This window comes from Romboutsia lituseburensis (assembly GCF_024723825.1).
In the GTDB taxonomy this organism is placed as follows: domain Bacteria; phylum Bacillota; class Clostridia; order Peptostreptococcales; family Peptostreptococcaceae; genus Romboutsia_F; species Romboutsia_F lituseburensis_A.
Window position 1 is genome coordinate 1,657,209 of record NZ_JANQBQ010000001.1, and the last position, 25,553, is coordinate 1,682,761.

The 25,553-nt window shown below is 29.4% G+C and carries 27 protein-coding genes; 2 read left to right on the forward strand and 25 right to left on the reverse strand.

Annotation, left to right across the window (positions count from 1 at the left end):
• Positions 1-11: 11 nt before the first annotated feature.
• The 15 genes from spoIIIAD to NWE74_RS08140 form a co-directional block, all read right to left on the reverse strand.
• The gene (gene spoIIIAD / locus NWE74_RS08070; protein WP_242872427.1) at positions 12-389 is read right to left on the reverse strand and encodes a stage III sporulation protein AD; all 378 of its coding nucleotides are present in this window, start codon (positions 387-389) and stop codon (positions 12-14) included.
• Between the two features lie 24 nt (positions 390-413).
• The gene (spoIIIAC, locus tag NWE74_RS08075) at positions 414-611 is read right to left on the reverse strand and encodes a stage III sporulation protein AC (RefSeq protein ID WP_092726075.1); all 198 of its coding nucleotides are present in this window, start codon (positions 609-611) and stop codon (positions 414-416) included.
• Between the two features lie 10 nt (positions 612-621).
• Positions 622-1,143: a stage III sporulation protein AB gene (locus NWE74_RS08080; protein ID WP_258242705.1), complete on the reverse strand. Its 522-nt coding sequence runs from the start codon at positions 1,141-1,143 to the stop codon at positions 622-624.
• Positions 1,133-2,101: a stage III sporulation protein AA gene (spoIIIAA, locus tag NWE74_RS08085; RefSeq protein ID WP_258242706.1), complete on the reverse strand. Its 969-nt coding sequence runs from the start codon at positions 2,099-2,101 to the stop codon at positions 1,133-1,135. Before spoIIIAA ends, NWE74_RS08080 begins: the two co-directional genes overlap by 11 nt.
• 161 nt (positions 2,102-2,262) lie before the next feature.
• The gene (fabF, locus tag NWE74_RS08090; RefSeq protein ID WP_258242707.1) at positions 2,263-3,504 is read right to left on the reverse strand and encodes a beta-ketoacyl-ACP synthase II; all 1,242 of its coding nucleotides are present in this window, start codon (positions 3,502-3,504) and stop codon (positions 2,263-2,265) included.
• 14 nt (positions 3,505-3,518) lie between these two features.
• The gene (gene acpP, locus NWE74_RS08095) at positions 3,519-3,743 is read right to left on the reverse strand and encodes an acyl carrier protein (protein ID WP_092726081.1); all 225 of its coding nucleotides are present in this window, start codon (positions 3,741-3,743) and stop codon (positions 3,519-3,521) included.
• A gap of 110 nt (positions 3,744-3,853) precedes the next feature.
• Positions 3,854-4,603, reverse strand: a complete 750-nt coding sequence (gene fabG, locus NWE74_RS08100; protein WP_258242708.1) for a 3-oxoacyl-[acyl-carrier-protein] reductase — start codon at positions 4,601-4,603, stop codon at positions 3,854-3,856.
• On the reverse strand, positions 4,600-5,553 hold the full coding sequence (gene fabD, locus NWE74_RS08105) for an ACP S-malonyltransferase (protein WP_258242709.1): 954 nt from the start codon (positions 5,551-5,553) through the stop codon (positions 4,600-4,602). Before fabD ends, fabG begins: the two co-directional genes overlap by 4 nt.
• A 15-nt stretch (positions 5,554-5,568) precedes the next feature.
• Positions 5,569-6,498: an enoyl-[acyl-carrier-protein] reductase FabK gene (fabK, locus tag NWE74_RS08110; protein WP_258242710.1), complete on the reverse strand. Its 930-nt coding sequence runs from the start codon at positions 6,496-6,498 to the stop codon at positions 5,569-5,571.
• Entirely contained in the window at positions 6,491-7,495 is a 1,005-nt protein-coding gene (locus tag NWE74_RS08115; RefSeq protein WP_258242711.1) for a beta-ketoacyl-ACP synthase III, read from the reverse strand. Before NWE74_RS08115 ends, fabK begins: the two co-directional genes overlap by 8 nt.
• Before the next feature lie 29 nt (positions 7,496-7,524).
• Entirely contained in the window at positions 7,525-8,538 is a 1,014-nt protein-coding gene (plsX, locus tag NWE74_RS08120; RefSeq protein ID WP_258242712.1) for a phosphate acyltransferase PlsX, read from the reverse strand.
• Between the two features lie 11 nt (positions 8,539-8,549).
• Positions 8,550-9,107: a transcription factor FapR gene (gene fapR, locus NWE74_RS08125; protein WP_092726093.1), complete on the reverse strand. Its 558-nt coding sequence runs from the start codon at positions 9,105-9,107 to the stop codon at positions 8,550-8,552.
• 383 nt (positions 9,108-9,490) lie between these two features.
• The gene (rpmF, locus tag NWE74_RS08130; protein WP_092726095.1) at positions 9,491-9,667 is read right to left on the reverse strand and encodes a 50S ribosomal protein L32; all 177 of its coding nucleotides are present in this window, start codon (positions 9,665-9,667) and stop codon (positions 9,491-9,493) included.
• Between the two features lie 13 nt (positions 9,668-9,680).
• Complete coding sequence (locus tag NWE74_RS08135) at positions 9,681-10,208, reverse strand: YceD family protein (protein ID WP_258242713.1); 528 nt, start codon at positions 10,206-10,208, stop codon at positions 9,681-9,683.
• A 168-nt stretch (positions 10,209-10,376) separates the two neighbouring features.
• The gene (locus tag NWE74_RS08140) at positions 10,377-11,573 is read right to left on the reverse strand and encodes an acetate/propionate family kinase (protein WP_258242714.1); all 1,197 of its coding nucleotides are present in this window, start codon (positions 11,571-11,573) and stop codon (positions 10,377-10,379) included.
• A gap of 390 nt (positions 11,574-11,963) precedes the next feature.
• Between NWE74_RS08140 and NWE74_RS08145 the strand changes: the two genes are divergently transcribed.
• The gene (locus NWE74_RS08145) at positions 11,964-13,241 is read left to right on the forward strand and encodes a nucleotidyltransferase (protein WP_258242715.1); all 1,278 of its coding nucleotides are present in this window, start codon (positions 11,964-11,966) and stop codon (positions 13,239-13,241) included.
• 38 nt (positions 13,242-13,279) lie between these two features.
• Here the strand turns inward: NWE74_RS08145 and NWE74_RS08150 are convergent, their stop codons facing one another.
• The 6 genes from NWE74_RS08150 to NWE74_RS08175 all read right to left on the reverse strand — a co-directional run bounded on the left by NWE74_RS08150 (position 13,280) and on the right by NWE74_RS08175 (position 20,410).
• The gene (locus NWE74_RS08150) at positions 13,280-14,671 is read right to left on the reverse strand and encodes an FAD-binding oxidoreductase (protein ID WP_258242716.1); all 1,392 of its coding nucleotides are present in this window, start codon (positions 14,669-14,671) and stop codon (positions 13,280-13,282) included.
• Between the two features lie 13 nt (positions 14,672-14,684).
• Positions 14,685-15,896, reverse strand: a complete 1,212-nt coding sequence (locus NWE74_RS08155) for an electron transfer flavoprotein subunit alpha (RefSeq protein WP_258242717.1) — start codon at positions 15,894-15,896, stop codon at positions 14,685-14,687.
• A gap of 12 nt (positions 15,897-15,908) precedes the next feature.
• Entirely contained in the window at positions 15,909-16,697 is a 789-nt protein-coding gene (locus NWE74_RS08160) for an electron transfer flavoprotein subunit beta/FixA family protein (RefSeq protein ID WP_258242718.1), read from the reverse strand.
• A gap of 16 nt (positions 16,698-16,713) precedes the next feature.
• A complete protein-coding gene (gene larA, locus NWE74_RS08165; RefSeq protein WP_258242719.1) occupies positions 16,714-17,988 on the reverse strand; it encodes a nickel-dependent lactate racemase in 1,275 nt (424 codons plus the stop codon).
• A gap of 22 nt (positions 17,989-18,010) precedes the next feature.
• Positions 18,011-19,567, reverse strand: coding sequence for an L-lactate permease (locus NWE74_RS08170; RefSeq protein WP_258242720.1), 1,557 nt, complete (start codon positions 19,565-19,567; stop codon positions 18,011-18,013).
• A gap of 117 nt (positions 19,568-19,684) precedes the next feature.
• Positions 19,685-20,410, reverse strand: a complete 726-nt coding sequence (locus tag NWE74_RS08175; protein ID WP_258242721.1) for a FadR/GntR family transcriptional regulator — start codon at positions 20,408-20,410, stop codon at positions 19,685-19,687.
• A 127-nt stretch (positions 20,411-20,537) separates the two neighbouring features.
• On the opposite strand from NWE74_RS08175, the gene NWE74_RS08180 reads away from it, so the two are divergent.
• Positions 20,538-21,743 carry a nucleoside recognition domain-containing protein gene (locus tag NWE74_RS08180; protein ID WP_258242722.1) on the forward strand — a complete coding sequence of 402 codons (1,206 nt, stop codon included), beginning with the start codon at positions 20,538-20,540 and terminating at the stop codon, positions 21,741-21,743.
• A gap of 52 nt (positions 21,744-21,795) precedes the next feature.
• On the opposite strand, the gene NWE74_RS08185 is transcribed toward NWE74_RS08180, so the two are convergent.
• The 4 genes from NWE74_RS08185 to recG are packed head-to-tail and all read right to left on the reverse strand — an operon-like array spanning position 21,796 to position 25,492.
• Complete coding sequence (locus NWE74_RS08185; RefSeq protein WP_258242723.1) at positions 21,796-22,320, reverse strand: hypothetical protein; 525 nt, start codon at positions 22,318-22,320, stop codon at positions 21,796-21,798.
• Positions 22,321-22,323: 3 nt separating this feature from the next.
• On the reverse strand, positions 22,324-22,821 hold the full coding sequence (gene coaD / locus NWE74_RS08190; protein WP_258242724.1) for a pantetheine-phosphate adenylyltransferase: 498 nt from the start codon (positions 22,819-22,821) through the stop codon (positions 22,324-22,326).
• Positions 22,822-22,842: 21 nt separating this feature from the next.
• Positions 22,843-23,391 carry a 16S rRNA (guanine(966)-N(2))-methyltransferase RsmD gene (gene rsmD / locus NWE74_RS08195; RefSeq protein ID WP_258242725.1) on the reverse strand — a complete coding sequence of 183 codons (549 nt, stop codon included), beginning with the start codon at positions 23,389-23,391 and terminating at the stop codon, positions 22,843-22,845.
• A 40-nt stretch (positions 23,392-23,431) separates the two neighbouring features.
• Positions 23,432-25,492 (reverse strand): ATP-dependent DNA helicase RecG, encoded by a 2,061-nt coding sequence (gene recG / locus NWE74_RS08200; RefSeq protein WP_258242726.1) that lies wholly within the window; start codon positions 25,490-25,492, stop codon positions 23,432-23,434.
• Positions 25,493-25,553 lie beyond the last annotated feature (61 nt).

The window sequence follows — 25,553 nt, forward strand, 5'->3', positions numbered from 1 at the left end:
TAATCATTCTCCTATGGGATAATATTTATTATCATTTCTACAATCGATAAAAGTATAGGGAATGACATTGTCATAACTATTATTTTTCCGCCAAATTCCAATTTAGCTGCTATATTTCCTTCCCCACAATCTTTACAAAGCTGTATAGCAAATTCCATAAGGTAAGCTATCCCAATTAATTTTATTATGAGCGTTATATACATAGAAGGTATATTAGCTTTTTGAGCTAAGTTTTCAATACTTTCTACTATAAAATTTAATTTAAATATTACTGATAATAATATTGTTATTCCTGTAAGTATTGCTATAAACATCGCCATTTCAGGTCTATCTTTTTTTATCACTAAACAGAGAGTTGTTGATATTATTGCAATCCCTACTAATTGCATTACTTCCAAGCTATCTCCTCCCTTTTAGTAAAGTTGAAACATCGTTCTTACAGCATTAAACAAATCTCCTATTTCTGTTAATACCATTCCTAAAACAATTATCACACCAGCTAACGTAGTTAAGCTTGCCCAATCTTTTCTGTCTGATTTTTCTAAAAGCATGTTAAGAATCGATATTAAAAGTCCTATACCTGCAACCTTTATTATTAAAGATATATCCATATTCATCCCCCTATATCAAAATAATTCCTATAGCTATTCCTATAACTGTAGATAATTTTCTGTATACAATACCTTTCTTTTCTATATCTTCTTTTGTTTCATTTGTAATTTTTTTTAAATTCTCAATTGACAAATCTATCATTCTAGCTTGCGAATCTATATCACTTCTACCTAATGTTAATAAAAGTTTTTTTAATTCATCAACCTCCTTTTCCTGTAAATACGTTTCTTTAGATAATATTTGTATATTATCATTTAAAATTTCATCTAACATTTTACTTTGATTAGTTTTTAAATCATTCTCCATTTTTTTAAAAAATAAAGATGTACAATACTCTGTCTTATCCCCTACCCTTTTAAAAATTTCTTCTAATGTATACATCCCAAAGGATAAATCCATCCTTATTATCTCTAATATTCTTATGAGATCATTTACTTGTTTATGCCTATTTGTATAAGCTTTATAAATGTACTCTCCTATTAAATAACTACAAGCAACTAAAATACCAATTATAATTATTTTAATTTGCAAAATACCATCTCTTTTCTTCTAAATCATATATTTTCTCAACTGTTCCCGGCCCTTTTTTAGCTGATAATATTATTACTTTTTTAAATAAGTCTTTATCTAATAAATTGCTTAATTCTTTTCTATTTTTAATATCATCTATTGAGTCTCCATGAACAGTTGTAATTAAGCTTACGCCGCCATTTAGAGCTGTATATAAAGCTTTAATTTCTTCTATATTACCAATTTCATCTGTTACTATTAAATTTGGTGACATAGATCTTAAAAGCATCATTATCCCTAAATCTTTTGGACATGTTTCAATTATATCTGTTCTTATACCAATATCCATCTGAGGCACCCCCAAATAAGATCCTGATATTTCATTACGTTCATCTATTAACGCTACTTTTATCCCTTTAAATCCATAGTCTTTATTTCCATTGCTTAAGTTCCTTACTATATCTCTTATTAAAGTTGTTTTACCACATTGAGGTGGTGATATTATCAAAGTGTTATTAACCTGGTTATCTCCTCTAATAATATGAGAAAGTATATTATTAGAGCATCCTATAATTTCTCTAGATACCCTTATATTTAAAGATGATATATGCTTCATATTTTTTACCTGACCATCTTCAACAATTGCTTTTCCAACTAGCCCTACTCTATGACCACCCCTAAGCGTTATAAAACCCTTTTTTATGTCATCCATAAATGAGTGTATAGAATATTTACAAATAATTTGAAAAGTTTGCTCTATATCTTCCTTGGTCACAATATATGGGTTGTCCATTTTTGTATCTAACTTATTTAGATTCTGATTATAAAAATAATCTTTATTATTTGCATTTAAAATAAGCGGCTTTTGAGAACGAAGTCTAATTTCTTCAATATTAATATTGTTTCTAGAGATACTTTTTATTTTTTCTCTTAAATTAACTGATAATGAGTTAATTATTTCATCACTAAGTTTATTCATGCCTTGTCCTCCTCCTTTGTTTATATAAACATTCTATTAATATAAACTAAAAAATATTACAAAAAAAAGAAGTCAATTAACTTCTTTTTTTATTTAGGCTTATAATTTATATAAAAATATCCCCTGGTTAAATTAAAATTAACCAGGGGATATTTTTACATTTATTTATCATACTTTTTTAATACTAAAGTAGCATTATGTCCACCAAATCCTAATGAATTAGACATGGCATATCTTATTTCTTTTTCTCTACCATTATCTAATACATAGTCTAAATCTAAATCTTCATCAACTTCATTTACATTTATTGTCGGAGGCACAAAGCTATCGTCTATACTCATTGCACATATAACAGCTTCTACTGCTCCTGCTGCTCCTAACAAATGTCCTGTCATTGATTTTGTAGATGAAACACATAAATCATATGCTTTTTCTTTAAATACATTTTTAATAGCTTGTGTTTCCAATCTATCATTGTATAAAGTAGATGTTCCATGGGCATTTATATAATCCACTTCATCTAAAGGAACATTCCCATCTTGAAGTGCCATTTCCATAGAACGAGTAGCTCCTTCTCCACCTTCTGCTGGAGTAGTCATATGATATGCATCCGCAGTTAGTCCATAACCAACAACTTCTGCATATATTTTAGCATTACGATTTAAGGCATGCTCTAATTCTTCTAATATAAGAATTCCTGCACCTTCTCCCATTACAAATCCATCTCTATCTTTATCAAATGGTCTTGATGCAGTCTTAGGATCATCATTTCTAGTAGACATAGCCTTCATATTACAGAATCCAGCAAATGCAAGAGCTGTCACTGGGGCTTCACTACCTCCTGCCACCATTATATCTGCATCTCCTCTTTGTATTATCTTAAAAGCATCTCCTATAGAATGAGTCCCAGATGCACAAGCTGTACAAACATTAGTATTTGGACCCTTCGCACTTAAAGCTATAGAAACTTGACCAGCAGCCATATTTCCTATCATCATAGGCACGAAAAATGGGCTTACTCTTTTATTTCCTTTGTCTAATAAAATTTTATGCTGTTCTTCTATTGTTTCAACTCCACCTATTCCAGATCCTATTATTACACCCATACGATCTCTATTTACAGAGTCTATATCTATATTTGCATCTTTTACTGCCATTTTAGATGAAACTATTGCATACTGAGTAAATTTATCTAATCTTTTTATTTCTTTTTTATTTATATATTCTTCAGGATTAAATTCTTTTAGTTCTCCAGCTACTTGTGTTTGAAAAGTACTTGCATCAAATTTAGTTACTTTATCTATGCCACACACACCAGCTTTAATATTTTTCCAAAATTCTTCTTTTCCATTTCCAACAGGTGTTACACATCCAAGCCCTGTTACTACAACTCTCTTTTTCATAGAGAATACCTCCACTATTTATTAGCTTCTATAAATCTTACTATATCTCCTATAGATTTAAAGTTTTCTGCTTCAGTATCTGGTATTTCAACTCCGCATTCATCTTCTAAAGCCATTATTATTTCTACTGCATCTAATGAATCTGCTTCTAAATCTTTCATTAAAGAAGTCTCCATTGTTATTTCTTTATCCTCTACACTTAATTGATCTCTTACTATTTCTACAACTTTTTCAAACATTTTTGTTTCCTCCTAATTATTTTATATTATTCAAAATTTTCAGTCACAATAATTTATATTTCTTACTAGGAAATATAAATCAACTTATTAGTACTTAACTTGAATTAAATTTATTGCATTACCATACCACCATCTACATTTATAACTTGACCTGTAACATAACTTGACATGTCACTTGCTAAAAATGCAACTACATTTGCTACATCTTCAGGTTTACCAAATGTAGTTTTAGGTATGTTATTTAGCATATTTTGCTTAATATCTTCACTTAAAACTCTTGTCATATCTGTATCTATAAATCCTGGAGCAACTGCATTTATATTTATATTTCTTGAAGCTAATTCTCTCGCAGTTGATTTCGTGAATCCTATAACACCAGCTTTTGATGCACAGTAATTCGCTTGACCAGCATTGCCTATAACTCCAACTACAGAAGCCATATTTATTATTTTTCCATATTTATTTTTCATCATAGGTTTTGTAACAGCTTTTGTGCAATTAAATACACCCTTTAGGTTTATTTCTATAACTTTATCAAAATCTTCTTCTTTCATTCTCATCAACAATCCATCTTTAGTTATACCAGCATTATTTACAAGTATATCAACCTTTCCAAATTCTTCTAATGTTTTATTAACCATTTCATTTACTTCTTCTGATTTTGATACATCACATTTTAATGTTATACATTTTACACCTAAAGCTTCAATCTCTTCTTTAGTTTTTAAGGCTTCTTCCTCTTTTGATGTATAGTTAATAACTAAATTAGATCCTAGTAACGCTAATTTTTTGGCTACTTCTTTACCTATACCTCTAGATCCACCTGTAACTATAGCTACTTTTGAACTTAAATTCATCATACTATCTCTCCATTTCTGTAAATTTCAACAAATTTTTCTAATGAATTCATATCTTCTATATTATAAATATTTACATCCATTTTTCTGTTTGATGATATTTTTTTAATAAATCCTTTTAATGTCTTTCCTGGTCCTATCTCTATAAAAGTATCATAGCCTTCATCTAATAATTTTTCTATTGAATCTTCCCATAATACAGAAGAACTAACCTGTTGTATAAGTAAGTCTTTACCTTCATCTTCATAATAACTAGCATTTACATTTGATACTACCGATATTTTTGGTGTTCTCAAATTAACCTTATCTAGTTCTTTTGATAATTTAATTCCAGCATCTTTTAACATAGATGAATGAAAAGGTCCACTTACATTTAACTTCACAGCTCTTTTTGCTCCATTTTCTTTTAGCTTTATCATCGCTTCATCTATATGTTTATTTTCCCCTGATATAACTATTTGTCCTGGAGAGTTATAATTTGCAACTTCAACAATCCCACTATCAATACTCTTTATAATATTTTCTACCTTATCTCTATTTAATCCAAGTATAGCAGCCATTGCTCCTTTTCCTTGAGGTACTGTATCTTGCATAAATTTGCCTCTTTTTTTAACAAGTGATACAGCATCATTAAACTCTATCGCATCCGCTGCTACTAATGCACTATATTCACCCAAAGATAATCCCAAACAGGCATCATATTTTAAATCTAGTGCATCATTTAAAGCTTCAAATAACGCTATACTATGAGTAACTATGGCAGGTTGAGTATTTTCTGTTTTTGATAGTTCTTCATCACTACCTTCAAACATTATGTTTTTTAAATCCATATCTAAAGCATCACATGCATTATCTATAATTTTTTTTGCTATTTGATTATTTTCGTATACATCTTTAGCCATACCTACATATTGTGATCCTTGACCCGGAAATACTAATGCTACCTTTCCCATTTTTTACCTCCTACTTTATAGCTCAATGTTTGGCATTATATCTTTAGCTTGTTTAACCATATCTTCTATAATTTCCTTGCATGGCTTTACATCTTTTATTATTGAAGCTATTTGCCCTGCCATAAAAGATCCATTTTTAAGGTCGCCTTCTTTTGTTGCTAGCCTTAAAGATCCAATTCCTTTTTTATCTATTTCAGCTGGATCTGCACCTTCTTTTTCCATGCTTAATATATCTTTAGCTAATTTATTTTTTAAAGCTCTAACAGGGTGACCAGTAGTTCTTCCTGTAACTATAGCATCTCTATCTTTTGATTTTAATACCATATTTTTATAATTTTCATGTACATTGCATTCATTACTGCATATAAATCTAGTACCTATTTGAACTCCATTTGCTCCTAATGCAAAAGCTGCTACAATCCCTCTGCCATCAGCTATACCTCCTGCAGCTATTACAGGTATATCTACGTTATCTGCAACTTGTGGAGTAAGAACCATAGTAGTTAACTCTCCTATATGACCACCTGCTTCTGTACCTTCAACTATAACTGCATCTGCTCCCAATTTTTCCATCCTCTGAGCTAGAGCAATGCTTGGGACTACAGGTATAACTTTTGTGTTAACTTCTTTTAATCTATCCATATATTTAGCTGGATTTCCGGCTCCAGTTGTTATTACCGGTATTCTTTCTTCTATTATTAAATCTATTATATCGTCTACGAATGGAGATAATAACATTACATTTACACCAAAAGGTTTATCTGTAAGAGTTCTACATTTTCGTATTTCTTCTTTTATAATTTCTTTTGGTGCATTTCCACCTGCAATTAACCCTAATCCACCTGCATTTGATACTGAACTAGCAAGATTGGCGTCTGCTACCCATGCCATTCCACCTTGGATTATAGGATACTTTATATTTAATATTTCACAAACTTTATTCATTGTTACCTCCTTGTATACTCCAATTTATTACTGAAGATCCCCAAGTTAATCCACCACCAAAACCTACTAATACTACATTGTCTCCTTTGTGTATCTTTCCTTTTCTAAAAGCTTCATCAAGTGCTACTGGAATAGATGCTGCTGACATGTTCCCATATTTATCAAGATTTACATATACTTTATCCATGCTCAATTTTAATCTTTTAGCTGAAGCTTCTATTATTCTTATGTTAGCTTGATGTGGGATTAGGTAATCTATAGAGTCTGTGTTTAAATCAGCCATTTCTAATGCCTTTAATGATGCTTCACTCATTATTCTAACTGCAAATTTATATACATCATTTCCAGCCATTTTTATAGTGTGTAATCTATTTTCAACAGTCTCTTTACTAGCTGGAAGTTTAGAACCTCCAGCTGGTATATTTAGAAAGTCTTTACCCTTACCATCTGAACCTAAGTATGTAGATAAAATTCCACCTTCTAAAACCTCACCTATTACAACTGCTCCCGCTCCATCTCCAAATAATATAGCAGTAGTTCTATCTTCATAGTCTAAAACCTTAGAAAGTGTTTCAGCACCTATTACTAATACTTTTTTATACGTTTTATTCTCAACAAATTGCTTAGCTATAGTCATAGCATATATAAACCCTGAACATGCTACAGATATATCAAATGCTGCTGCATTTATTGCACCTATATTTTCTTGTACTAAACATGCTGTTGATGGAAATACCATATCTGGAGTTGCTGTTGCTACAATTATTAAATCTATGTCTTGAGGTTTTAAATTTGCACACTTAATAGCATTCAATGCTGCTTTTGTAGATAAGTCAGATGTTGTTTCATCTTTATTAACCATTCTTCTTTCACTTATTCCGGTTCTAGTTTTTATCCACTCGTCGCTTGTGTCCATTATTTTTTCAAAGTAAAAATTATCTATAACTTGCTCGGGTACAAAACTTCCTACCCCTAATATACCAGCTTTATTGTTCATGTATTTTAAACCTCCAAAATGAGTCTTTCCTACTCTTTCTCTTCACTACTTTCCATAGTCTTTATAAATTCTTTTATATCTTCTACAACATTTCCTTGTGCAAATTTAATACCTTGATTTATAGCATTTTTTATAGCTCTTGAATCAGAGCTTCCATGAGCTTTTATAACCCCACCATTAACTCCTAAAAGTGGTGCTCCTCCATATTCAGCATAATCCATAAAGCTTTTTAATTTTTTTAAATCATCTTTTAAAAGCATTGCTCCTATCTTGCCTTTAGTGCTTGATAAGAAAGTTTCTTTTAATAGACCCATAACAGACATAGCTACACCTTCAGCTGACTTTAATAATATATTTCCAGTAAAGCCATCACATACAATAATGTCTGTATATGCATTTATAACATCTCTTGCTTCTACATTTCCTATAAAGTTTACATCGATATTTTTTAATTCTTCATAAGATTTTTTTACCAAGTCGTTACCTTTACCTTCTTCTATTCCAACATTAGCTAAAGCTATCTTTGGACTATTTAGTCCTAAAACTTTTTTTGCATATATATTACTCATACCAGCAAATTCTACTAGATTTTTAGGTTTGCAATCTGCATTTGCTCCTCCATCAGCTATAAGCGTCATTCCTTTTTTAGCATTTGGTATTACAGGACATAAGCAAGGTCTATCTATTCCCTTTATTCTTCCTACTACAAATAATCCTCCAGCTAACAATGCACCTGTATTTCCTGCTGATATAACAGCATCTGCCTTGCCTTCTTTAACAAGTCTTAATGCAACTACCATAGATGAATCTTTTTTAGATCTAATAGCTTTTACCGGTTTGTCTTCATTTTCTATAATTTCGGTAGTATGAACTATTTCTAATTTGCTTTTATCAAACTCATAATTTGCAAATTCTTTTTCTAATATATCTTTATCTCCTGTGATTATTAAATCAACATTATATTCTTTTATTGCTTTTACTGCACCCTCTACATTAGACTTTGGTGCATTATCGCCACCCATACCATCAATTACTATCTTCATAACTTTTCCTCCTAATCTAATTCTTCAAAGATAAATTTTCCTCTAAAAATTTGTTCTTGTGCTTTATTATTAACTACAACTTTTACATAGTGCTTTTTATCAGCTTTTTTATAAATTTCAGCCTTCGCTATAAGCCTATCTCTTTGTTCTATTAATTTCAAGCATTTTACATTTGCAAATCTCATAATTACCTTTGGTGCATCTATTATCGCCATAGCTAATGAGTCTGCTAGAGAAAATATATAAGTATCCTTTAAAGTATTAGTCTTAGAGTAAAGCATATCCTCTGTAATTTCTAACATAGATATTCCTAACTGCCCCACCGATAAGTCAATTATTTCTCCTGTAATTTCCTTAATTCCTAATGTTTTAACTTTAGAACTTTCTGTTTCTGCTATTGACTTAACTCTTTCTCTTAATTCAGGTATATTTAAACTCATTCTATCTAGTCTAATTGTTTGAATACTTACTTCAAATAAACTAGCTAGTTCTTCATCTGTATAGAAAGGATCAGCCTGTAGCATCTCTACTAATTCTTTTTGTCTTTGGGCTTTACTTTTCTTTTTCATATTACCTCCAAGTTTTTATAGCTGTAGTTAGTACCAGCTACTAATAGTAGTATATAATATCCTAATAAATTTAGCAATACTTTTATGATTATTTTTTATTACCAGGTACTAATTTTTTTAAATATATTAGTATTGCAACGTTTTCTAAAACTATACCTTAGATTTAACTAAACTTAGCTTTACCTAATTAATCCCTAAATAATCTACGCTTATATATTTTCAACACTGTATTCAGTACCTTTTTAAATAATACTAACTATAATAGTAACTTAGCATTTACTTACGCATATTTTAATAATTTATTATATTTATTTTAATTAACCATTATATTTTATTTTAAACAAAAAAAACATGTAGAGTAATCTACATGTTTTTAGAAGTTACTAGTTAGAAGCAACTTCTTTACCTTTATAATATCCACAATCTGGACATACTCTATGTGGTAATTTTGGCTCATGACATTGTGGGCAACTTACGAATCCAGTTGCTACCATCTTTGAGTTAGCTGCTCTTCTCATTTTAGTTTTTGATTTAGATGTTTTACGCTTTGGTACTGCCATTTACGCCACCTCCTTAGTCGTTTTTAAATATATCTTTTAATTTAGCAAAACGGGGATCTATAATCTCCTCGTCGTTCGCGATTTCATTGCAAGAACAAGCTTCCTTATTTAAGTTTGCTCCACATCCTGGACAAAGACCTTTACAATCTTCATCACAAAGTGCTCTTGCTGGTAATTTGAAGTCTAATGTTTGCTCTATTATTTGAATAAGATCTATATCTTGTCCATCATATATAAATGCATCATCATCTTCGAAACTGTCTTCGTCAAAGTCTTCTTTAACTAAAAAACCTTGTATCGAGTATTCTATTGGTACTTCTACCTCTTCTAAGCATCTTGAACAATTATCAAGAACTGTAAATTCTACATCTGCGTCTAAGTAGAAACCACTTTTAGTAGTTGAGATTTTACCGTTTATACTTATTGGAGAAGCTAATTCATAACTTGTATCACAATAATTAATAGTATCAACTTTTTGACAAAAATTCAAGTCTATTTTGTCAGTTTCTCTTCTAATTAACTTATCTAAACTGATTTTCATTAAATTCACCTCAATACATTACCAATTTATTATACAAATTTGGCTACTGTTTGTCAAGTATTTTTACTTGATAGATATTTTTGGCATAAAATCAATTATTTATATAAAATTTAAACAAAGTTTAAGGTAGGTTTTACCCTACCTTAAATCTATTATAACCATTTATAATTATTTTACTAAAGATAAAGTATCTCTAGCTATCATTAATTCTTCATTAGTTGGTATTAATAATATCTTAACTTTAGAATTTTCAGTAGATATTACTCTTTCTTTTCCTCTAACTTTATTAGCTTCTTTGTCCATAGTCATTCCTAAGAAGTTCATGTTTTCACATATAGCTTCTCTTATTTCTATACCATTTTCACCAACACCAGCAGTAAATACTATCGCATCTGCTCCATTCATTTCTGCTATATAAGATCCTATATATTTCTTAACCTTTTGAACGTATGCATCTAAAGCAACTTGAGCTTTCTCGTCACCTTTTTCAGCAGCTCCTTCTATATCTCTGAAGTCACTTGATATTCCAGTCATTCCGTATACACCAGACTTCTTGTTCATTAAGTCAGATAATGCTTTAGCATCTAATCCTTCTTTTTCCATTAAGAATGGTAATATAGCAGCATCTATATCTCCACATCTAGTACCCATTATTAATCCTTCTAATGGAGTGAATCCCATAGATGTATCTACACACTTACCACCATCAACTGCAGCTATAGAAGCTCCGTTTCCTAAGTGACAAGTTACAACCTTAACGTCTTCTACATTCTTTCCTAACATAGCAGCAGCTCTTTGAGATACATACTTATGAGAAGTTCCGTGGAATCCGTATCTTCTTACACCGTATTTAGTGTATAATTCATGAGGTAAACCATATAAGTATGATTTCTTAGGCATTGTTTGATGGAAAGCAGTATCGAATACTCCTACCATTGGTACACCTGGAAGTATAGCTTCACAAGCTTCTATTCCCATTATATTAGCTGGGTTATGAAGTGGTGCTAATTCAACACATTCTTGTAATGCAGCTTTAACTTCATCAGTTATTAAAACTGAACCTGCGAACTTTTCTCCACCGTGAACTACTCTGTGTCCTACAGCTTCAACTTCACTTATTTCTTTAACTCCACCAAACTTAGCATCAACAACAGCGTCTAATACTAACTTTATAGCATCTTGATGGTTTTTCATTGGTTGTTCTACAACTAATTTACCTTCAACACCATCTTTTTCTTGCTTAAGTATAGAACCTTCTATACCTATTCTTTCAACTAATCCTATACATAAAACTTCTTCATTTGACATATCTATTAATTGATATTTTAATGAAGAACTACCACAGTTTAATACTAATATTTTCATTAGTATACCTCCTTAAAATTTTATGAATAATATGTAAAAAGCCTAAATGGCTAATCTTTACAATGTATATTATTTTTATATTGTATACAGTAAACATCTTTCGACATAAAATAATATACCACTTTTTTCTCCAAAAGTACAGTATTTAATACATTTATTTGAATTTATTGTTCAATTATATTCAATTAGAGAAAAATACTTACTTAAATACAATATATTTTGCTTAACATAGATTATTTTTATCTTTTTGTTATAATATTATAATATAATTATTTAAATTTATATTTATATTTTCTTAAAATAATAATAGAACGTATTTTTACTTACAATTAGATTTCTATTTATTTTTAAGAAACCCTCTATTTTAAATAAAACTAAAGGAGAAAATTTATGAATATACTTGGCTTAATAGTTGAATATAATCCTTTTCATAATGGTCATCTATATCATTTAACTAAGTCTAAAGAAATAACAGGTGCAACTCATACCATAGCTATAATGAGCGGTAATTTTTTACAAAGGGGTGAACCTGCTTTATTCGACAAGTACACACGAGCTGAGATGGCTGTAAAAAATGGTGTTGACTTAGTTGTAGAACTCCCAACTATGTTTGCATGTCAAAGTGCAGAACTTTTTGCTCAGGGTGCTATAACTACTCTTAACTCATTAAATTGTATAAATTCTATATGCTTTGGTAGTGAAGAAGGCGATGTCGAAATACTTTACTCTATTTCTAAAATACTAGTAAATGAACCAGATGCTTTTAAAGAAATTTTAAAAATTCACTTAGATGAGGGTATGCTTTTCCCTACAGCTCGTAGTTTAGCATTATTTGACTATATTAATAACTATAACTCATTAAATATTTCAAAAGAAAAACTTTTGTCAATTTTAAATTCCTCTAATAATATTTTAGGACTAGAGTATATAAAATGTCTACTTAAATTAAAAAGTAATATAAAACCTTTTACTATATCTAGAGTTTCAGCTTCATATAATTCTGAAGAAATAAAAAATGATATATGCTCTGCTACTGCTATTAGAAAATCACTAAAAGAAAATAATAATTTATCACTTTTAAAAAATGTGGTTCCTTATAATACCTACGAGACTTTAAATAGTAAATTAGATAATAATTTTTCACCTATGTTTGATGATAAGTATTTTGAAATTTTAAAATCTATAATACTTAGAGATAGTAATATTTTAAATACTTATTTTGATGTAAACGAAGGTATCGAAAACAAAATTTATCAAAATGTTTTTACATCATCGTGCCTTAATGATTTACACAGTTCTGTAAAATCAAAAAGATATACTCTTACTAAAATTAAAAGGACTTTTAACAATATCTTACTAGGGATAACAAAAAATGATATGAGTTCAGTAAAAAACATATCTCAAATGCCTTATGTAAGAATATTAGCTTTTAATGATAAAGGAAGAGAAATAATAAAAACTATAAAAAACAATTCTGATATAAATATTATTAATAAATTTTCTAAAACATCATTTTCAATGGATGATACAGTATTTAAAACCTTAATTGATTATGATATTAAAGCAAGTAATATGTATAATTTAATATATTATAAAAATAACAAAGAGTTATTAAAAGGTCCTATGGACTATTATAAATCGCCAACTTATATAAGAACTCCAAAATAGAGTGCATGATTTAATTGCACTCTATTTTTTAATTTATATTAATATATTTTTCCTGGATTTAATATATTTTTAGGGTCAAATGCCACTTTTATATTTTTTATTAAATTCATATATGGTTCATTTTGAGATTCATGTAAATATTCTTTCTTTGCATATCCGATTCCATGTTCACCTGAAACTTGACCTCTAAGTTCTCTAGATTTTTTATACATACAATCAAAACTCTGTTTTAATTTTAATTCCCAAGTTTCAGCATCCATTTCATCTCTTAGTGTATAAACATGAAGATTTCCATCGCCTGCATGGCCAAAACTTTTTATTCTAACGTTTAGTTCTTTTTGAAGGTCATGAGTATATCTTATAAATTCTGCTACTTTATCTCTAGGAACTACAACATCACACTCATCTATCTCTGTTGTTGATGCTTTTATAGCCTCTAAGAATGCTCCCCTAGCTGACCATATAGATTCATTTCTTTCTTGTGTATCTGATATAAATACGTCATATGCACCATTATCTAAACAAAGATGTGCTACATTTTCATACTCTTTTTCTATTTCTTCTTTACTGTTTCCATCAAATTTTAATAAAAGATATGCATCTGATGTATTATCAGGGAATTTTTTACCTAAAAATTCTTCTGATGCAAGTATTACATCTCTTTCCATAAACTCTATAGCTGTTGGTATTGATTTTGATTTTATTATTTTAGGTACAGTTTCTATAGCTTGTGTTAAATCAGGAAATGGAACTAATAAACTAATATCTTTTTTAGGTAAAGGTAGTAATTTAAGTATTGCTTTTGTAACTATTCCTAATGTTCCCTCTGATCCTACTATTAAATCTTTTATGCTATATCCAGAACTATTTTTAACTACTTTTCCACCTACATTTATTATTTCACCGGTAGGAAGTACTACCTCTAAACCTCTTACATAGTCTCTTGTAACTCCATATTTTACAGCTCTCATACCACCAGCATTTGTATTTATATTTCCAGCTATTGTAGCACTTTTTTCACCTGGATCTGGTGGATAAAATAAATCTTTTTCTTGTACATATTGACCTATAGTCATTAACAATACACCCGGCTCAACTGTAAGAGTTAAGTTTTCTTCATCTAATTCTAATATTTTATTCATTTTGCTTAAATTAAGCATTATACCGCCATTAATAGCTACAGCAGCTCCAACTAATCCAGTCCCTTGTCCTCTTGGTGTTACTGGTATATTTTTTTCATATGAATATTTCATTATCTCAGATACTTGTTCTGTACTATTTGCATAAACTAAAACTTCAGGATATTTTTCTACTCCTCCTAATTCATCATGAGAAAAATCTTCACTTATATCTTCCCCAACGATAACTTCCTCTTTTCCACAAACTTTTATTAAAAAATCTATATCATTTTTATCAATTTTTTTATACATATATATTCTCCCCCTATTCTTCTACTGTAAATGCCATCTCTAATTGATTTTGTTCTATTTTTTCAATAATTTTTGGAACTATTTCATAAACATCACCTACTAAAGATACATGCGCAACATCAAATATAGGAGCTTTTTCATCTTGGTTTATTGCTACTATATAATCAGACCCTTGCATACCAGCTACAAACTGAACTGCACCAGATACACCACAAGTTATAATTAATTTAGGTTTTACTGTTCTTCCACTAAGACCTATTTGTTTTTTGGCATCTATCCATCCAGACTCTATTAATGGTCTTGTTCCTGCCACTTGAGCATTTAAAACATCCGCTAGTTTGTATATCATATCCATATCTTCTTGTTTTTTTATTGCTCTACTAGCTACTATTATAACTTCTGCATCTTCAAGCCCTACTTCTCGTGTCTTAGGTTTAGTACTTAAAACATTTATATTTGATATTAGCTCTTTTTTATCAACATTGCATAAAGTAATTTTACCTTTTGGATTTTCAACTTCTTGAGGTGCTGAGAATATTTTATATCTTACTGTTGCAAATTGAGGTCTATTGTTTGGTGTATGTATATGAGCCATTATATTCCCGCCAAATGCCGGTCTTATTTGATCTAGATCAGTATTTTCTTGTATATCTAATATAGTACAATCTGCTGTAAGTCCTGTTTTAAATCTAGCAGCAAGTCTAGGAGCTAAAGATCTTCCTAGAGTTGTTCCTCCAACTAACATTATTGTTGGTTTTATATTATTTATAAAGTTTTCTACCGCTTTAGTATATGGCTCAATTCTAAAGTTTTTAAATTCTTCACTGTCATAAACAAATACCTCATCAACTCCATAAGATAATAATTTATCACATTTATCTTTTATATTACTTCCTATAAATACACAGTATACAGGATGATTTATTTTAGCTGCCATTTCACGTGCTTTACCTATTAGTTCATAAGTTACAGGATGTATGTCTCCCTCATGATGGTCTACATAAACAGTTATACCTCTCCATTCATCTTTGTTTATTTCTATCCTTTGATCTTCTTCAAATTCAAATACCCCTTCTGGGCCTTTCTTTACACACAACTTACACATCTTACATCCAGAATTTATTTCTAGTTTATTATCAACTATTTCTAAAGCATTAAACGGACATATTTTTACTATTTCTTCAATATTTTTTACTTTTTCATGATTTATAACTATTTTAGCCATATTTATCCCCCCTTAAATTAACTTTAATTCTTTCATTTTTTCAACTAAAATATCTGCAACCTCTTCTGCGCTACCTTTTAAAACCTCTTTTTCATTGTTTGATGTAGGAGGGAAGATTCTTAAAACTTGAGTTGGTGACCCATTTAATCCATAATTTTTTTCATCTTTATCTTCAAAATCATTTAAACTATACATTGGTATTTCTTTATTTTTAGTTTTTAATCCTAGTTTAAACGAAGGAAGTCTAGGTTGGAATATTCCTTTTTCTACAGTCATTAAACATGGAAACTCGATTTCACAAACTTCTAGTGTATTTGGCATATCCACTTCTACTACTATACTTTTTTCTTTTACCTCTACTATTTTAGTTACATTTGTAACATGTGGAATATTTAAAAATTCAGCTATTTCAGGACCAACTTGAGCAGTATCTCCATCAGTTGTTTGTTTTCCACAAATTATTAAATCTGGATTCCCAGTCTTTTTTATCCCTTGAGATATTGTATATGATGTAGCTAAAACATCTGCGCCTGCAAATTTTCTATCACTTAATATAGCTCCTTCATCAACACCCATCATAAAACTTTCTTCTATAATTTGTTTTGCTTGTGGAGGACCCATAGTTATAACTTTTAAAGTTGCCCCTTTTTCTTGTTTTATTCTAAGAGCAGTTTCTAGTGCATACAAATCATATGGATTCATTTTAGAATCTATACCATCTCTTTTTAGAACTCCTGTTACTTCATCCACTTCTACTTCGCTAGTTCCTGGAACTTGCTTTATACATGTTAAAATCTCCATTACATTTCCCCCTTATCTACTTTACGATTACAGACACTCCATCTGGAATAACTACTACTTTTGCTTCTTCACCTTTTATCTTAAATGCCATATCTAAAGCTTCTTTAAAATTGTATGCATGCTTCATATGCATGTTCTTTATCATATTAGGATCACCTTGATCTGTAACCATTATTACAGTATGTTTTGCTAATATTCTAGCTAATATCTGAAATTCCCATTGATCTGGTACCGTTTCACTTCTTGGAACCTTTCTTACCTTATCTAATACATCTTTAGGAGATTTAGAATTTGCTATGTTGTCGTAAAATGATTGGCCTCCATGTCCATCATTACATGCAGCAATCATTATTATTACTCCATTATCTTTACATGTAGCTTCTGCTGCTGTCATTCCTTTAACTGATTGATATACATTTTGATCTAATGGATAACCTCCATTTGTACTTACAACAATATCTGCTTTATTAGAATCTATCTTGGATAAGCTTGTTACAAATTCACAACCTTTACTATGAGCTTTTTCAACATCTCCAGAAAAACATTCTATAATATTTTTATCTTGATCTATTACTACATTTACTATAAATGCTAATTTAGCAGTTTTAGCTGCATAAACCATATCTTCATGAATAGGGTTTTTGTTTAATAATCCAGTTCTTGCATTTTTACTATCTATAAAATCACTGCAGTGATTGTACATTATTGTTTTAGCTGAGGCGATTCCAGGTAATATACTTTTTCTTCCTCCTGAAAAACCAGCAAAGAAATGAGGTTCTATAAAACCTTCAGCAATTAACAAGTCTGCATCATAAGCAAGTTTATTTAAATAAAAATCTCCCCCAGACGGTAATACGCCTGCTTTTATCATTTGACTATCATCTGTAGATATATGCATTATTATTTCTTCATTTTCTACTATATCTTCACCCATTTTGTAAATTAATTCTTCTCTTGTACTTGGTCTGTGGAAACCTGTTGCTATTAATATCTTTATTTTTATATTTGGATTTGCGTCTCTTAATCTTCTTAATATTATCGGTAATGTTACTCTACTAGGCACAGGTCTTGTATGGTCACTAGTTATTATTACAACATTATTTTTATCTTTTGCTAGTTCTTCTAGTTTTTTTGAACCTATAGGATTATCCATTGATTTTTCTACTATTGTATTTTGATCTAAACTTGCCTTATATTGATGTGCTTTTGATTGTAATATGTCTAAAAAATTCTTATCCGGTATATCAATATTCATACCATTTTTAGAATAAGGAACTTTAAATTTAGGCATTTTGTCACCCCCATTATTTTAATTATATTCCTATAAAATTTCCACCTAGATATACTACTATCCCTAGTATGATTACATACACTAAACAAAACTTAATTGTAGAGCTAAATATTTTACCTTCTTTACCTATTAAACCTGTAGCAGATGTTGCTATTGCTATACTTTGAGGAGAAATCATTTTTCCTGCAGTTGCACCAGCTGTATTAGCCGCTGCTATCCAATACGGATTTATTCCCAGTGATTTTGCTGCTTCTGATTGTAACCCTCCAAATAGTATATTTGCTGAAGTATCACTTCCTGTCACAAAAGTTCCAATAGCTCCTAAAAGTGGCGCTATTATAGGATATAAAGTTCCTGTTATGGCACATAACCCAAAAGATATTGAGCTTGTCATAGTGCTATATGACATTATTTTTGATATTGCAACTATTGATGTTATAGTTACAAATGATTTAGTTAATTGTTTTAATGTTTTTATGAATACATCTACCATAGTTGATATTTTAATTTTTTGAACTAATCCAGCTATAAATGTGGCTATAATTATCATCATACCTGGAGTATTTATCCAAGCAAAATGTATTGGTTTTGCGCCTTCTCCACTGTATATTTGAATATTGCTACTAAACTTAGCCAAAAACTCATTAACAAACGGAAATAAAGGACTTGCAATTAAAATTAACACACATAATAATATGTATGGAAGCCAAGCTAGTACACCTTGTTTAAGTGAAATTTTTGATTGAGCAATTACTTCACCATCTGAGTCATGTTGGATACTTTCACTTTTATTTTTCTTGTTCATAAGTTTAGCTATTAATATTGTTGTCAACATGCTACATAAACTACCTACTAGTGCTGGTAGTTCAGCTCCTAAATATTTAGCTATAAATATCTGAGGTATTGCAAATGCAACTCCTGACGCTAATGTTATCCAAAATACTCCTTTTATAGCTTTAAAACTCTTTTTAGTTAATATTACTAATGCAAATGGTATTATGATTATGAATGGTGCTAATTGAATTGATATGAGATAACTTAAATTCATAACATCTAATCCCGTCACTGTTGCTAATGTGGTTACTGGTATTCCAATCGCTCCAAAAGCTGTCGGAACTGTATTTGCTATAAGACAAATTATAGCTGCAAATACAGGATTAAATCCTATTGATGCTAATATACTAGCAGGGATTGCTACTGCTGTTCCATATCCTGCTACAGCTTCTAAAAATCCTCCAAATCCCCATGCTAATATCAATACTTGTATTCTTTCATCTGTAGTTATACTTGAAAGCATATTTTTCATAGTGTCCATACTTTTTGTTTCAACAGCTAGATTATAAGTAAATAGTGCAGCTACTATTACTAAAAGTATTGGCCAAATAGCAATTGCTACACCTTCAATAGATGCTGTTATAGCATCCATAAAAGGCATTCTCCAAAATACAATAGCTATAAAGAACGTTAAAATAGCTGTAAAAAAACAAGTCTTATGAGCTGGTAACTTTAAAGCTCCTAAAGATACAATTAACCATATTATAGGTACTATGGCTATAAAAAATAAGATATATTCATTCATCAAGTTTCATCCCCTTTTTAATTTTTATTATGGTAACTTGAATGATGGTATGTGGTATTACCACTTATATCTTAATAGTAGTTAATATGTGTTATTTTTTCAACTATTGTTTGAAAATTAACAATTTTCTGTATTGTTCATTTCCTCATAACTCTTTCTTATTATGTCCATATGCTCTTTCATTTTATTATACGCTTCATCTGGATTTTTACTACTTATCGCTTCATATATTGCATCATGCTTATCAACTAATACTTCTTTAGTCCAAGAAGTTGCTATTATTTTTTCTCTTGCATCTTTTATAAATCCTTCAAATAGTTTTGATGATGTAACAAATAAACTTTCAATTAAATAATTTTTACTCATTGATACTAATTTTTTGTGAAATTTTTGATCTAATCTTACAATTTCTTTTTTGTTGCTGCTTTGTTGTGTTTCTTTTTTCATACCATCAACAATAGCTTTAAGCTCTATACAATCCTCTTTTGTAGATCTTATCGCTGCAATTTTGACTGTCTGAAGTTCTAACATCTCTCTAAGCTCTAATACATTTTGCCATGTCCCATCATTTAATTTAAATATCATAGAAAGAGGCTCTATTAAAGACTTTTCTATATTTGTACATATAAAATTACCTTCGCCCTGTCTGCTTTCTACAACTCCCATAGTTTCTAATACCCTTAATGCTTCTCTTATAGATGTTCTACTTACCCTCATACGATCAGATAGTTCTCTCTCTGATGGCAACTTGTCTCCTTTTTTAAGTTCACCACTTAAGATACTTTCTTGTATCTGTTCTATAACTTGTTCATATACTTTTTTACTAGAAATACTATTAAACATAAAAACATCCCCCCTTAAATCATACATTGTTGTCTATCTATATTATATATCTTAAATGCTTTTATTCATATCTATTTTAAAAACTTAATATAATTATTCTATAATCTATTTTTGTTAGGTGGTAAATATGAAAAAAAGTACACTATTTATGTTTTTTATGCCAGTATTGATTGTTATTGTTTTAATATTAGGAATTATAATTTTTCCAAATGAGTCTATACAATCAGCTAAAGAAGGATTATCTATTTGGACTACAGTTTTAATACCGTCTTTACTTCCATTCGTTATAGGAGCTAATTTAATAGTTGATCTAAAAATAGTCGATATAATAGGTTTTATAATAAACCCTATTACTAAACTTATTTTTAATGTATCTGGTAAAAGCGCTTTAGTATTTGTAATTTCTACTGTATCAGGATACCCTGTAGGTGCTAAACTTGCGTCCGAATTAAGGACTAACTCCCAAATTTCAAGATCAGAAGCTCAAAGATTAGTATCATTTTGTTCTACCTCTGGGCCTTTGTTTATAATAGGTGCAGTTGCTACTGGTATGTTTCAAAATTCTGATTTGGGTTATTTAATGATTTCATGTCATTATCTAGGAGCAATATCAGTTGGGTTATTTTTTAGAAATTATGGAAATGAAAAAATACCTAAGTCACCTCATTCATTAAGATCTAATATTCAAAACGTAATAAATACTAGATATTCAAATGGTCAAGGTTTTTTTGTTTTATTTGGCAATGCAGTATTTAATGGAGTTAATACATTACTGATGGTAGGTGGATTTGTTATTGTTTTTTCTGTAGTATTTAGAATTTTATCTTTATTTAATATAGTTTCTCTAATTTCATATATAATTTATATACCTTTATCTTTCTTTGGAGTTACAAAAGAGCTCTGTTTTGCTTTTATAAGTGGCTTATTTGAAATGACTATAGGATGTAACAAAGTAGCTGCTGTAATTTCAACACCAGAGGTTTTAAGAGCTGTTTTAGCTAGTTTTTTAATAGGTTTTAGTGGTTTATCTATACTGGCTCAGTGTTGTAATTTTTTAGCAAAAACTGATATAGATATAAAGTTATATATCTTTAGTAAACTATTGCATGGTACATTAGCTGGATTATTTACTTTCTTATTATATCCAGTATTTAAATCAACTTCTATTGTGTCTAATTTTAATACTGTATATAATGTATTTTATAATAACTCTATTTGGAATTTTTATCTAAGTAACTATAAGTTAATACTTCCAATTTTTATAATAATTTACATATTAGCTTCTCTAATCATACTAGAAAAAACAAGTAATAAAATAAAAAATGCTTCTTAAACAGTATAAAAATAACCTCTAAATTATTTTAGAGGTTATTTTTTATAAGTTGCTATCTATCTGGTTGTAATTCTTTTCTATCTCTAGATATATCTTCTAACATATTCTTTAAGTTATATTCTAAGTTAACCAATACATTATCAGCATAATCTATTGATCCTAATCTAATTTCATTTGCAACTCTTTCTGCCCTTGAAATTATTGCACTAGCTTGTTCTTCTGCTTTTGCTACAGGTTCACTTGCTTCTACATAAGCTTTCACAACTTCTTCAGAATTCTTTTTTAACTCTTCTATATTACTATTATATTCTTCTCTTACTTTCTCAGACTCTTTATTAGCTTGTGCTATTATTTCTGCTGCCTCTTGTTTTGCATCACTTATAATTTTATGTCTTTCTTTATTTATCCAAGTAGCTTGCTTTACCTCTTCTGGTATTAAAGCCTTTATTTCACTTATTATTCCTAAAACTTCATTTTTATCAATCCCAGACTTATGAGAAAAAGGTATTGAAGAAGCATTATTTATAATACTTTCTAACTCTTCAAATAACTCTATCATTTCTAAGTTTGCATACATTGCTTATTTCCCCCTATTTGCTTTTCTTTTTAACTCATCTAAAACCACTTTTGGCACTAAATTTTTTATATCTGCATCAAAATTTAAAACTTCTTTAATTAATGACGAACTTATAAATGAATATTTTGTTGCCGTAGGCAATATTATTGTTTCTATATTAGGATTTAACTCTTTATTCATATGAGCCATCTGTAGTTCATACTCTATATCTGCTCCACTTCTAATACCTCTAACTAGTGTATCTATTCCATTTTCTTGACAGTAATTTACTAAAAGTCCATTAAAACTAACCACTTTAATATTATCTAAGTGACTTGTGCACTTTTTTATTAAATCTACTCTTTCCTCAAATGTAAACATCCCTTTTTTATTCGGGTTGTAAAGTACTCCTATTTGCAACTCATCAAATATACGTGCTGATCTGCAAATTATGTCTAAGTGACCATTTGTTATTGGGTCAAAGCTACCTGCAAATATAGCTTTTCTTATCTTTTTTTCCATACTACAGCTTAAGCCTCCAATTTATAGTTTATAAAATGTAAGAGTTGTATTTCCATATTTTTTAGACTTAGATTTTTCCAATCTTCCTATATTTTCTGGAAAATCATCTTTACTATCATGCTCGATTACTATTATCCCATCTTCATCTAATAAATCTGCATTATCTATTTTTTCTAATGCGTTGATAAACATATCTTTATAATATGGAGGATCCATGAATATAACATCAAACTTACTATTTTGAGTATCTAATCTACTGATAGCATCTTTGAAGTCTAAGTTTAAAACTACACTTTCATTTTCCACTCTAGCCTTTTTTATATTTGATTTTACTAATGCTATGCTTTCTTTGCTTACATCTACAAAAACGCATTTTTTAGCTCCTCTTGATAAACATTCTATCCCTAAAGATCCTGTTCCTGCAAAAAGATCTAATACAGTGCTTTCCATTATGTACTGATTTATTACATTAAATAAAGACTCCTTAACTCTATCAGTTGTAGGCCTTACATCATCATTTTTAGGAGTATTTAATTTTAATCCTCTAACTTTTCCTGATATTACTCTCAATGTTATTTCACCTCATTGTATATTTTAACATAATTTTAAATTAATTTAACGAAATTTCTTTTATAGAATGTTCAAATTTATTCATTATTTCTTTTTTAATTAATTGATTCTCATAATTTTGTAATTTCCTGTCTTCACTTACTATATATCTGGCTTCTTGTTGAGCTAATTTTAATATTTTCATGTGTTTAAATATATTAGCTACCTTAAGTTCTGGCAATCCATGTTGTCTTGTTCCAAAAAACTCGCCTGGACCTCTTATTTCTAAGTCTTTTTCAGATATTTTAAAACCATCATTAGTTTCTTCCATAATTGACATTCTTTGCTTGCAGACTTCGGATTTTGAAGCATATATCAGTATACAATATGATTTGTGACTACCTCTACCTACACGACCTCTTAATTGATGTAATTGAGCCAGTCCAAATCTTTCTGCATTTTCAATTATCATAAGAGTAGCATTAGGAACATTTACTCCAACTTCTATTACTGTTGTTGATACTAGTATATCTATTTCTCTATTTTTAAAACTCTTCATAATTAAATCTTTTTCACTTGGCTTCATTTTTCCATGAAGTAAACCTACTTTTAAGTCACTAAAATATTCTAACTTCAATTCCTCTACTAAATCTACCGCAGCTTTAGCTTCTATTGCTTCACTTTCTTCTACTAATGGACATACTATATACACTTGTCTTCCTTTTTCTACTTCTTTTCTTACTAAAGAACTGTATGCTCTATCTCTTTTTGACTTATCGACAGCAATTGTTTCTATAGGCTGTCTGCCTGGAGGTAGTTCATCAATTATAGATATATCTAAGTCTCCATATAATATAAGAGCTAGCGTTCTTGGTATTGGTGTTGCTGTCATTACTAGTATATCTGGATTTTCTCCCTTTTCAGATAATTTACTTCTTTGTCTAACTCCAAATCTATGTTGTTCATCAGTAATTACTAATCCCAAATTATTAAATTCAACTTTATCTTCTATCAAAGCATGTGTTCCTATTAAAATATCAACTTCTTTATTTTTAGTCTTTTCTAATACAGCTTCCTTTTGTTTTTTAGTTAAGCTACCTACCAATAACTCAATGTTCATTCCAAAAGGCTTTAATGTTTCCGTCAATGATATATAATGTTGCTCTGCTAATATTTCAGTTGGTGCCATTAAAGCACCTTGGAAGCCATTAAACACACAATACGCTAAGGATAGTAATGCTACTACTGTCTTTCCTGAACCAACATCACCCTGTACTAATCTATTCATAGCTTTATTACACTGCATGTCTTCAATTATCTCATCTAAGGCTCTATTTTGAGCTTTTGTCAATTTAAATGGTAATGAAGTTAATACATCATCTAGTTTTTTATTTTCTTCAAACTTTATACCATCTGACTCCTCAACTCCATTTTTAAATAAAAATAACCCTAATTGAAGTATTAGAAATTCTTCAAATACTATTCTATATAAAGCTATTTTTAGAGATTCCTTGCTAATCGGATTATGCAAGTTTCTTATTGCATAATCTATACTACACAATTTATATTTATCAATTATATGTTTAGGCATATATTCTTTAATTACTAAATTTTCATCACTTAAAACATTTTTTATTATACCTATAATATCTTTATTGCTTACGCCATATGTCAAAGGATATATGGGCATTATTTTACAAGTGTTTTTAGGACTATTCGTTAAATACTCTACCTCACAAGAACTTATCTCTATCTTCTTAAATTCTTTTTTAACTTTTCCAAAAACTAAAATAGTATCACCTGGTTTAAATGCATTTTTTACATATTGCTGATTAAAAAATACTAATTTTACATATCCAGTTTCATCTCTAACATCAACTTTAGTTATACTTAATCCTTTTCTTGGACTTGATGTACTTACTCCAACTATAACAACTTTTATTGTAGCTTTTTCTTCATTTTCTAATTGCATTATTTTTTTTAAGTTATTTCTATCTTCAAACTGTCTAGGAAAATAATACAATAAATCTTTTAATGTAAATATATTTAATTTATTAAGCTTCTCAGCTCTTTTAGGACCTATTCCTTTTACATATTGTATATCTTTATTTAAATCGAACATTTTTATCACCTATTACATAAAAATCCTGTATAACCCCCTAAAAATAGTGCGATTATACAGG

Excerpts from the sequence above, each read along its gene's own strand:
- spoIIIAD (WP_242872427.1), bottom strand. The coding sequence starts at position 389 with ATGCAATTAGTAGGGATTGCAATAATATCAACAACTCTCTGTTTAGTG.
- spoIIIAC (WP_092726075.1), bottom strand. The coding sequence starts at position 611 with ATGGATATATCTTTAATAATAAAGGTTGCAGGTATAGGACTTTTAATA.
- spoIIIAA (WP_258242706.1), bottom strand. The coding sequence starts at position 2,101 with ATGAATAAACTTAGTGATGAAATAATTAACTCATTATCAGTTAATTTA.
- fabF (WP_258242707.1), bottom strand. The coding sequence starts at position 3,504 with ATGAAAAAGAGAGTTGTAGTAACAGGGCTTGGATGTGTAACACCTGTT.
- acpP (WP_092726081.1), bottom strand. The coding sequence starts at position 3,743 with ATGTTTGAAAAAGTTGTAGAAATAGTAAGAGATCAATTAAGTGTAGAG.
- fabG (WP_258242708.1), bottom strand. The coding sequence starts at position 4,603 with ATGATGAATTTAAGTTCAAAAGTAGCTATAGTTACAGGTGGATCTAGA.
- fabD (WP_258242709.1), bottom strand. The coding sequence starts at position 5,553 with ATGGGAAAGGTAGCATTAGTATTTCCGGGTCAAGGATCACAATATGTA.
- fabK (WP_258242710.1), bottom strand. The coding sequence starts at position 6,498 with ATGAATAAAGTTTGTGAAATATTAAATATAAAGTATCCTATAATCCAA.
- NWE74_RS08115 (WP_258242711.1), bottom strand. The coding sequence starts at position 7,495 with ATGAACAATAAAGCTGGTATATTAGGGGTAGGAAGTTTTGTACCCGAG.
- plsX (WP_258242712.1), bottom strand. The coding sequence starts at position 8,538 with ATGAAGATAGTAATTGATGGTATGGGTGGCGATAATGCACCAAAGTCT.
- fapR (WP_092726093.1), bottom strand. The coding sequence starts at position 9,107 with ATGAAAAAGAAAAGTAAAGCCCAAAGACAAAAAGAATTAGTAGAGATG.
- rpmF (WP_092726095.1), bottom strand. The coding sequence starts at position 9,667 with ATGGCAGTACCAAAGCGTAAAACATCTAAATCAAAAACTAAAATGAGA.
- NWE74_RS08135 (WP_258242713.1), bottom strand. The coding sequence starts at position 10,208 with ATGAAAATCAGTTTAGATAAGTTAATTAGAAGAGAAACTGACAAAATA.
- NWE74_RS08140 (WP_258242714.1), bottom strand. The coding sequence starts at position 11,573 with ATGAAAATATTAGTATTAAACTGTGGTAGTTCTTCATTAAAATATCAA.
- NWE74_RS08145 (WP_258242715.1), top strand. The coding sequence starts at position 11,964 with ATGAATATACTTGGCTTAATAGTTGAATATAATCCTTTTCATAATGGT.
- NWE74_RS08150 (WP_258242716.1), bottom strand. The coding sequence starts at position 14,671 with ATGTATAAAAAAATTGATAAAAATGATATAGATTTTTTAATAAAAGTT.
- NWE74_RS08155 (WP_258242717.1), bottom strand. The coding sequence starts at position 15,896 with ATGGCTAAAATAGTTATAAATCATGAAAAAGTAAAAAATATTGAAGAA.
- NWE74_RS08160 (WP_258242718.1), bottom strand. The coding sequence starts at position 16,697 with ATGGAGATTTTAACATGTATAAAGCAAGTTCCAGGAACTAGCGAAGTA.
- larA (WP_258242719.1), bottom strand. The coding sequence starts at position 17,988 with ATGCCTAAATTTAAAGTTCCTTATTCTAAAAATGGTATGAATATTGAT.
- NWE74_RS08170 (WP_258242720.1), bottom strand. The coding sequence starts at position 19,567 with ATGAATGAATATATCTTATTTTTTATAGCCATAGTACCTATAATATGG.
- NWE74_RS08175 (WP_258242721.1), bottom strand. The coding sequence starts at position 20,410 with ATGTTTAATAGTATTTCTAGTAAAAAAGTATATGAACAAGTTATAGAA.
- NWE74_RS08180 (WP_258242722.1), top strand. The coding sequence starts at position 20,538 with ATGAAAAAAAGTACACTATTTATGTTTTTTATGCCAGTATTGATTGTT.
- NWE74_RS08185 (WP_258242723.1), bottom strand. The coding sequence starts at position 22,320 with ATGTATGCAAACTTAGAAATGATAGAGTTATTTGAAGAGTTAGAAAGT.
- coaD (WP_258242724.1), bottom strand. The coding sequence starts at position 22,821 with ATGGAAAAAAAGATAAGAAAAGCTATATTTGCAGGTAGCTTTGACCCA.
- recG (WP_258242726.1), bottom strand. The coding sequence starts at position 25,492 with ATGTTCGATTTAAATAAAGATATACAATATGTAAAAGGAATAGGTCCT.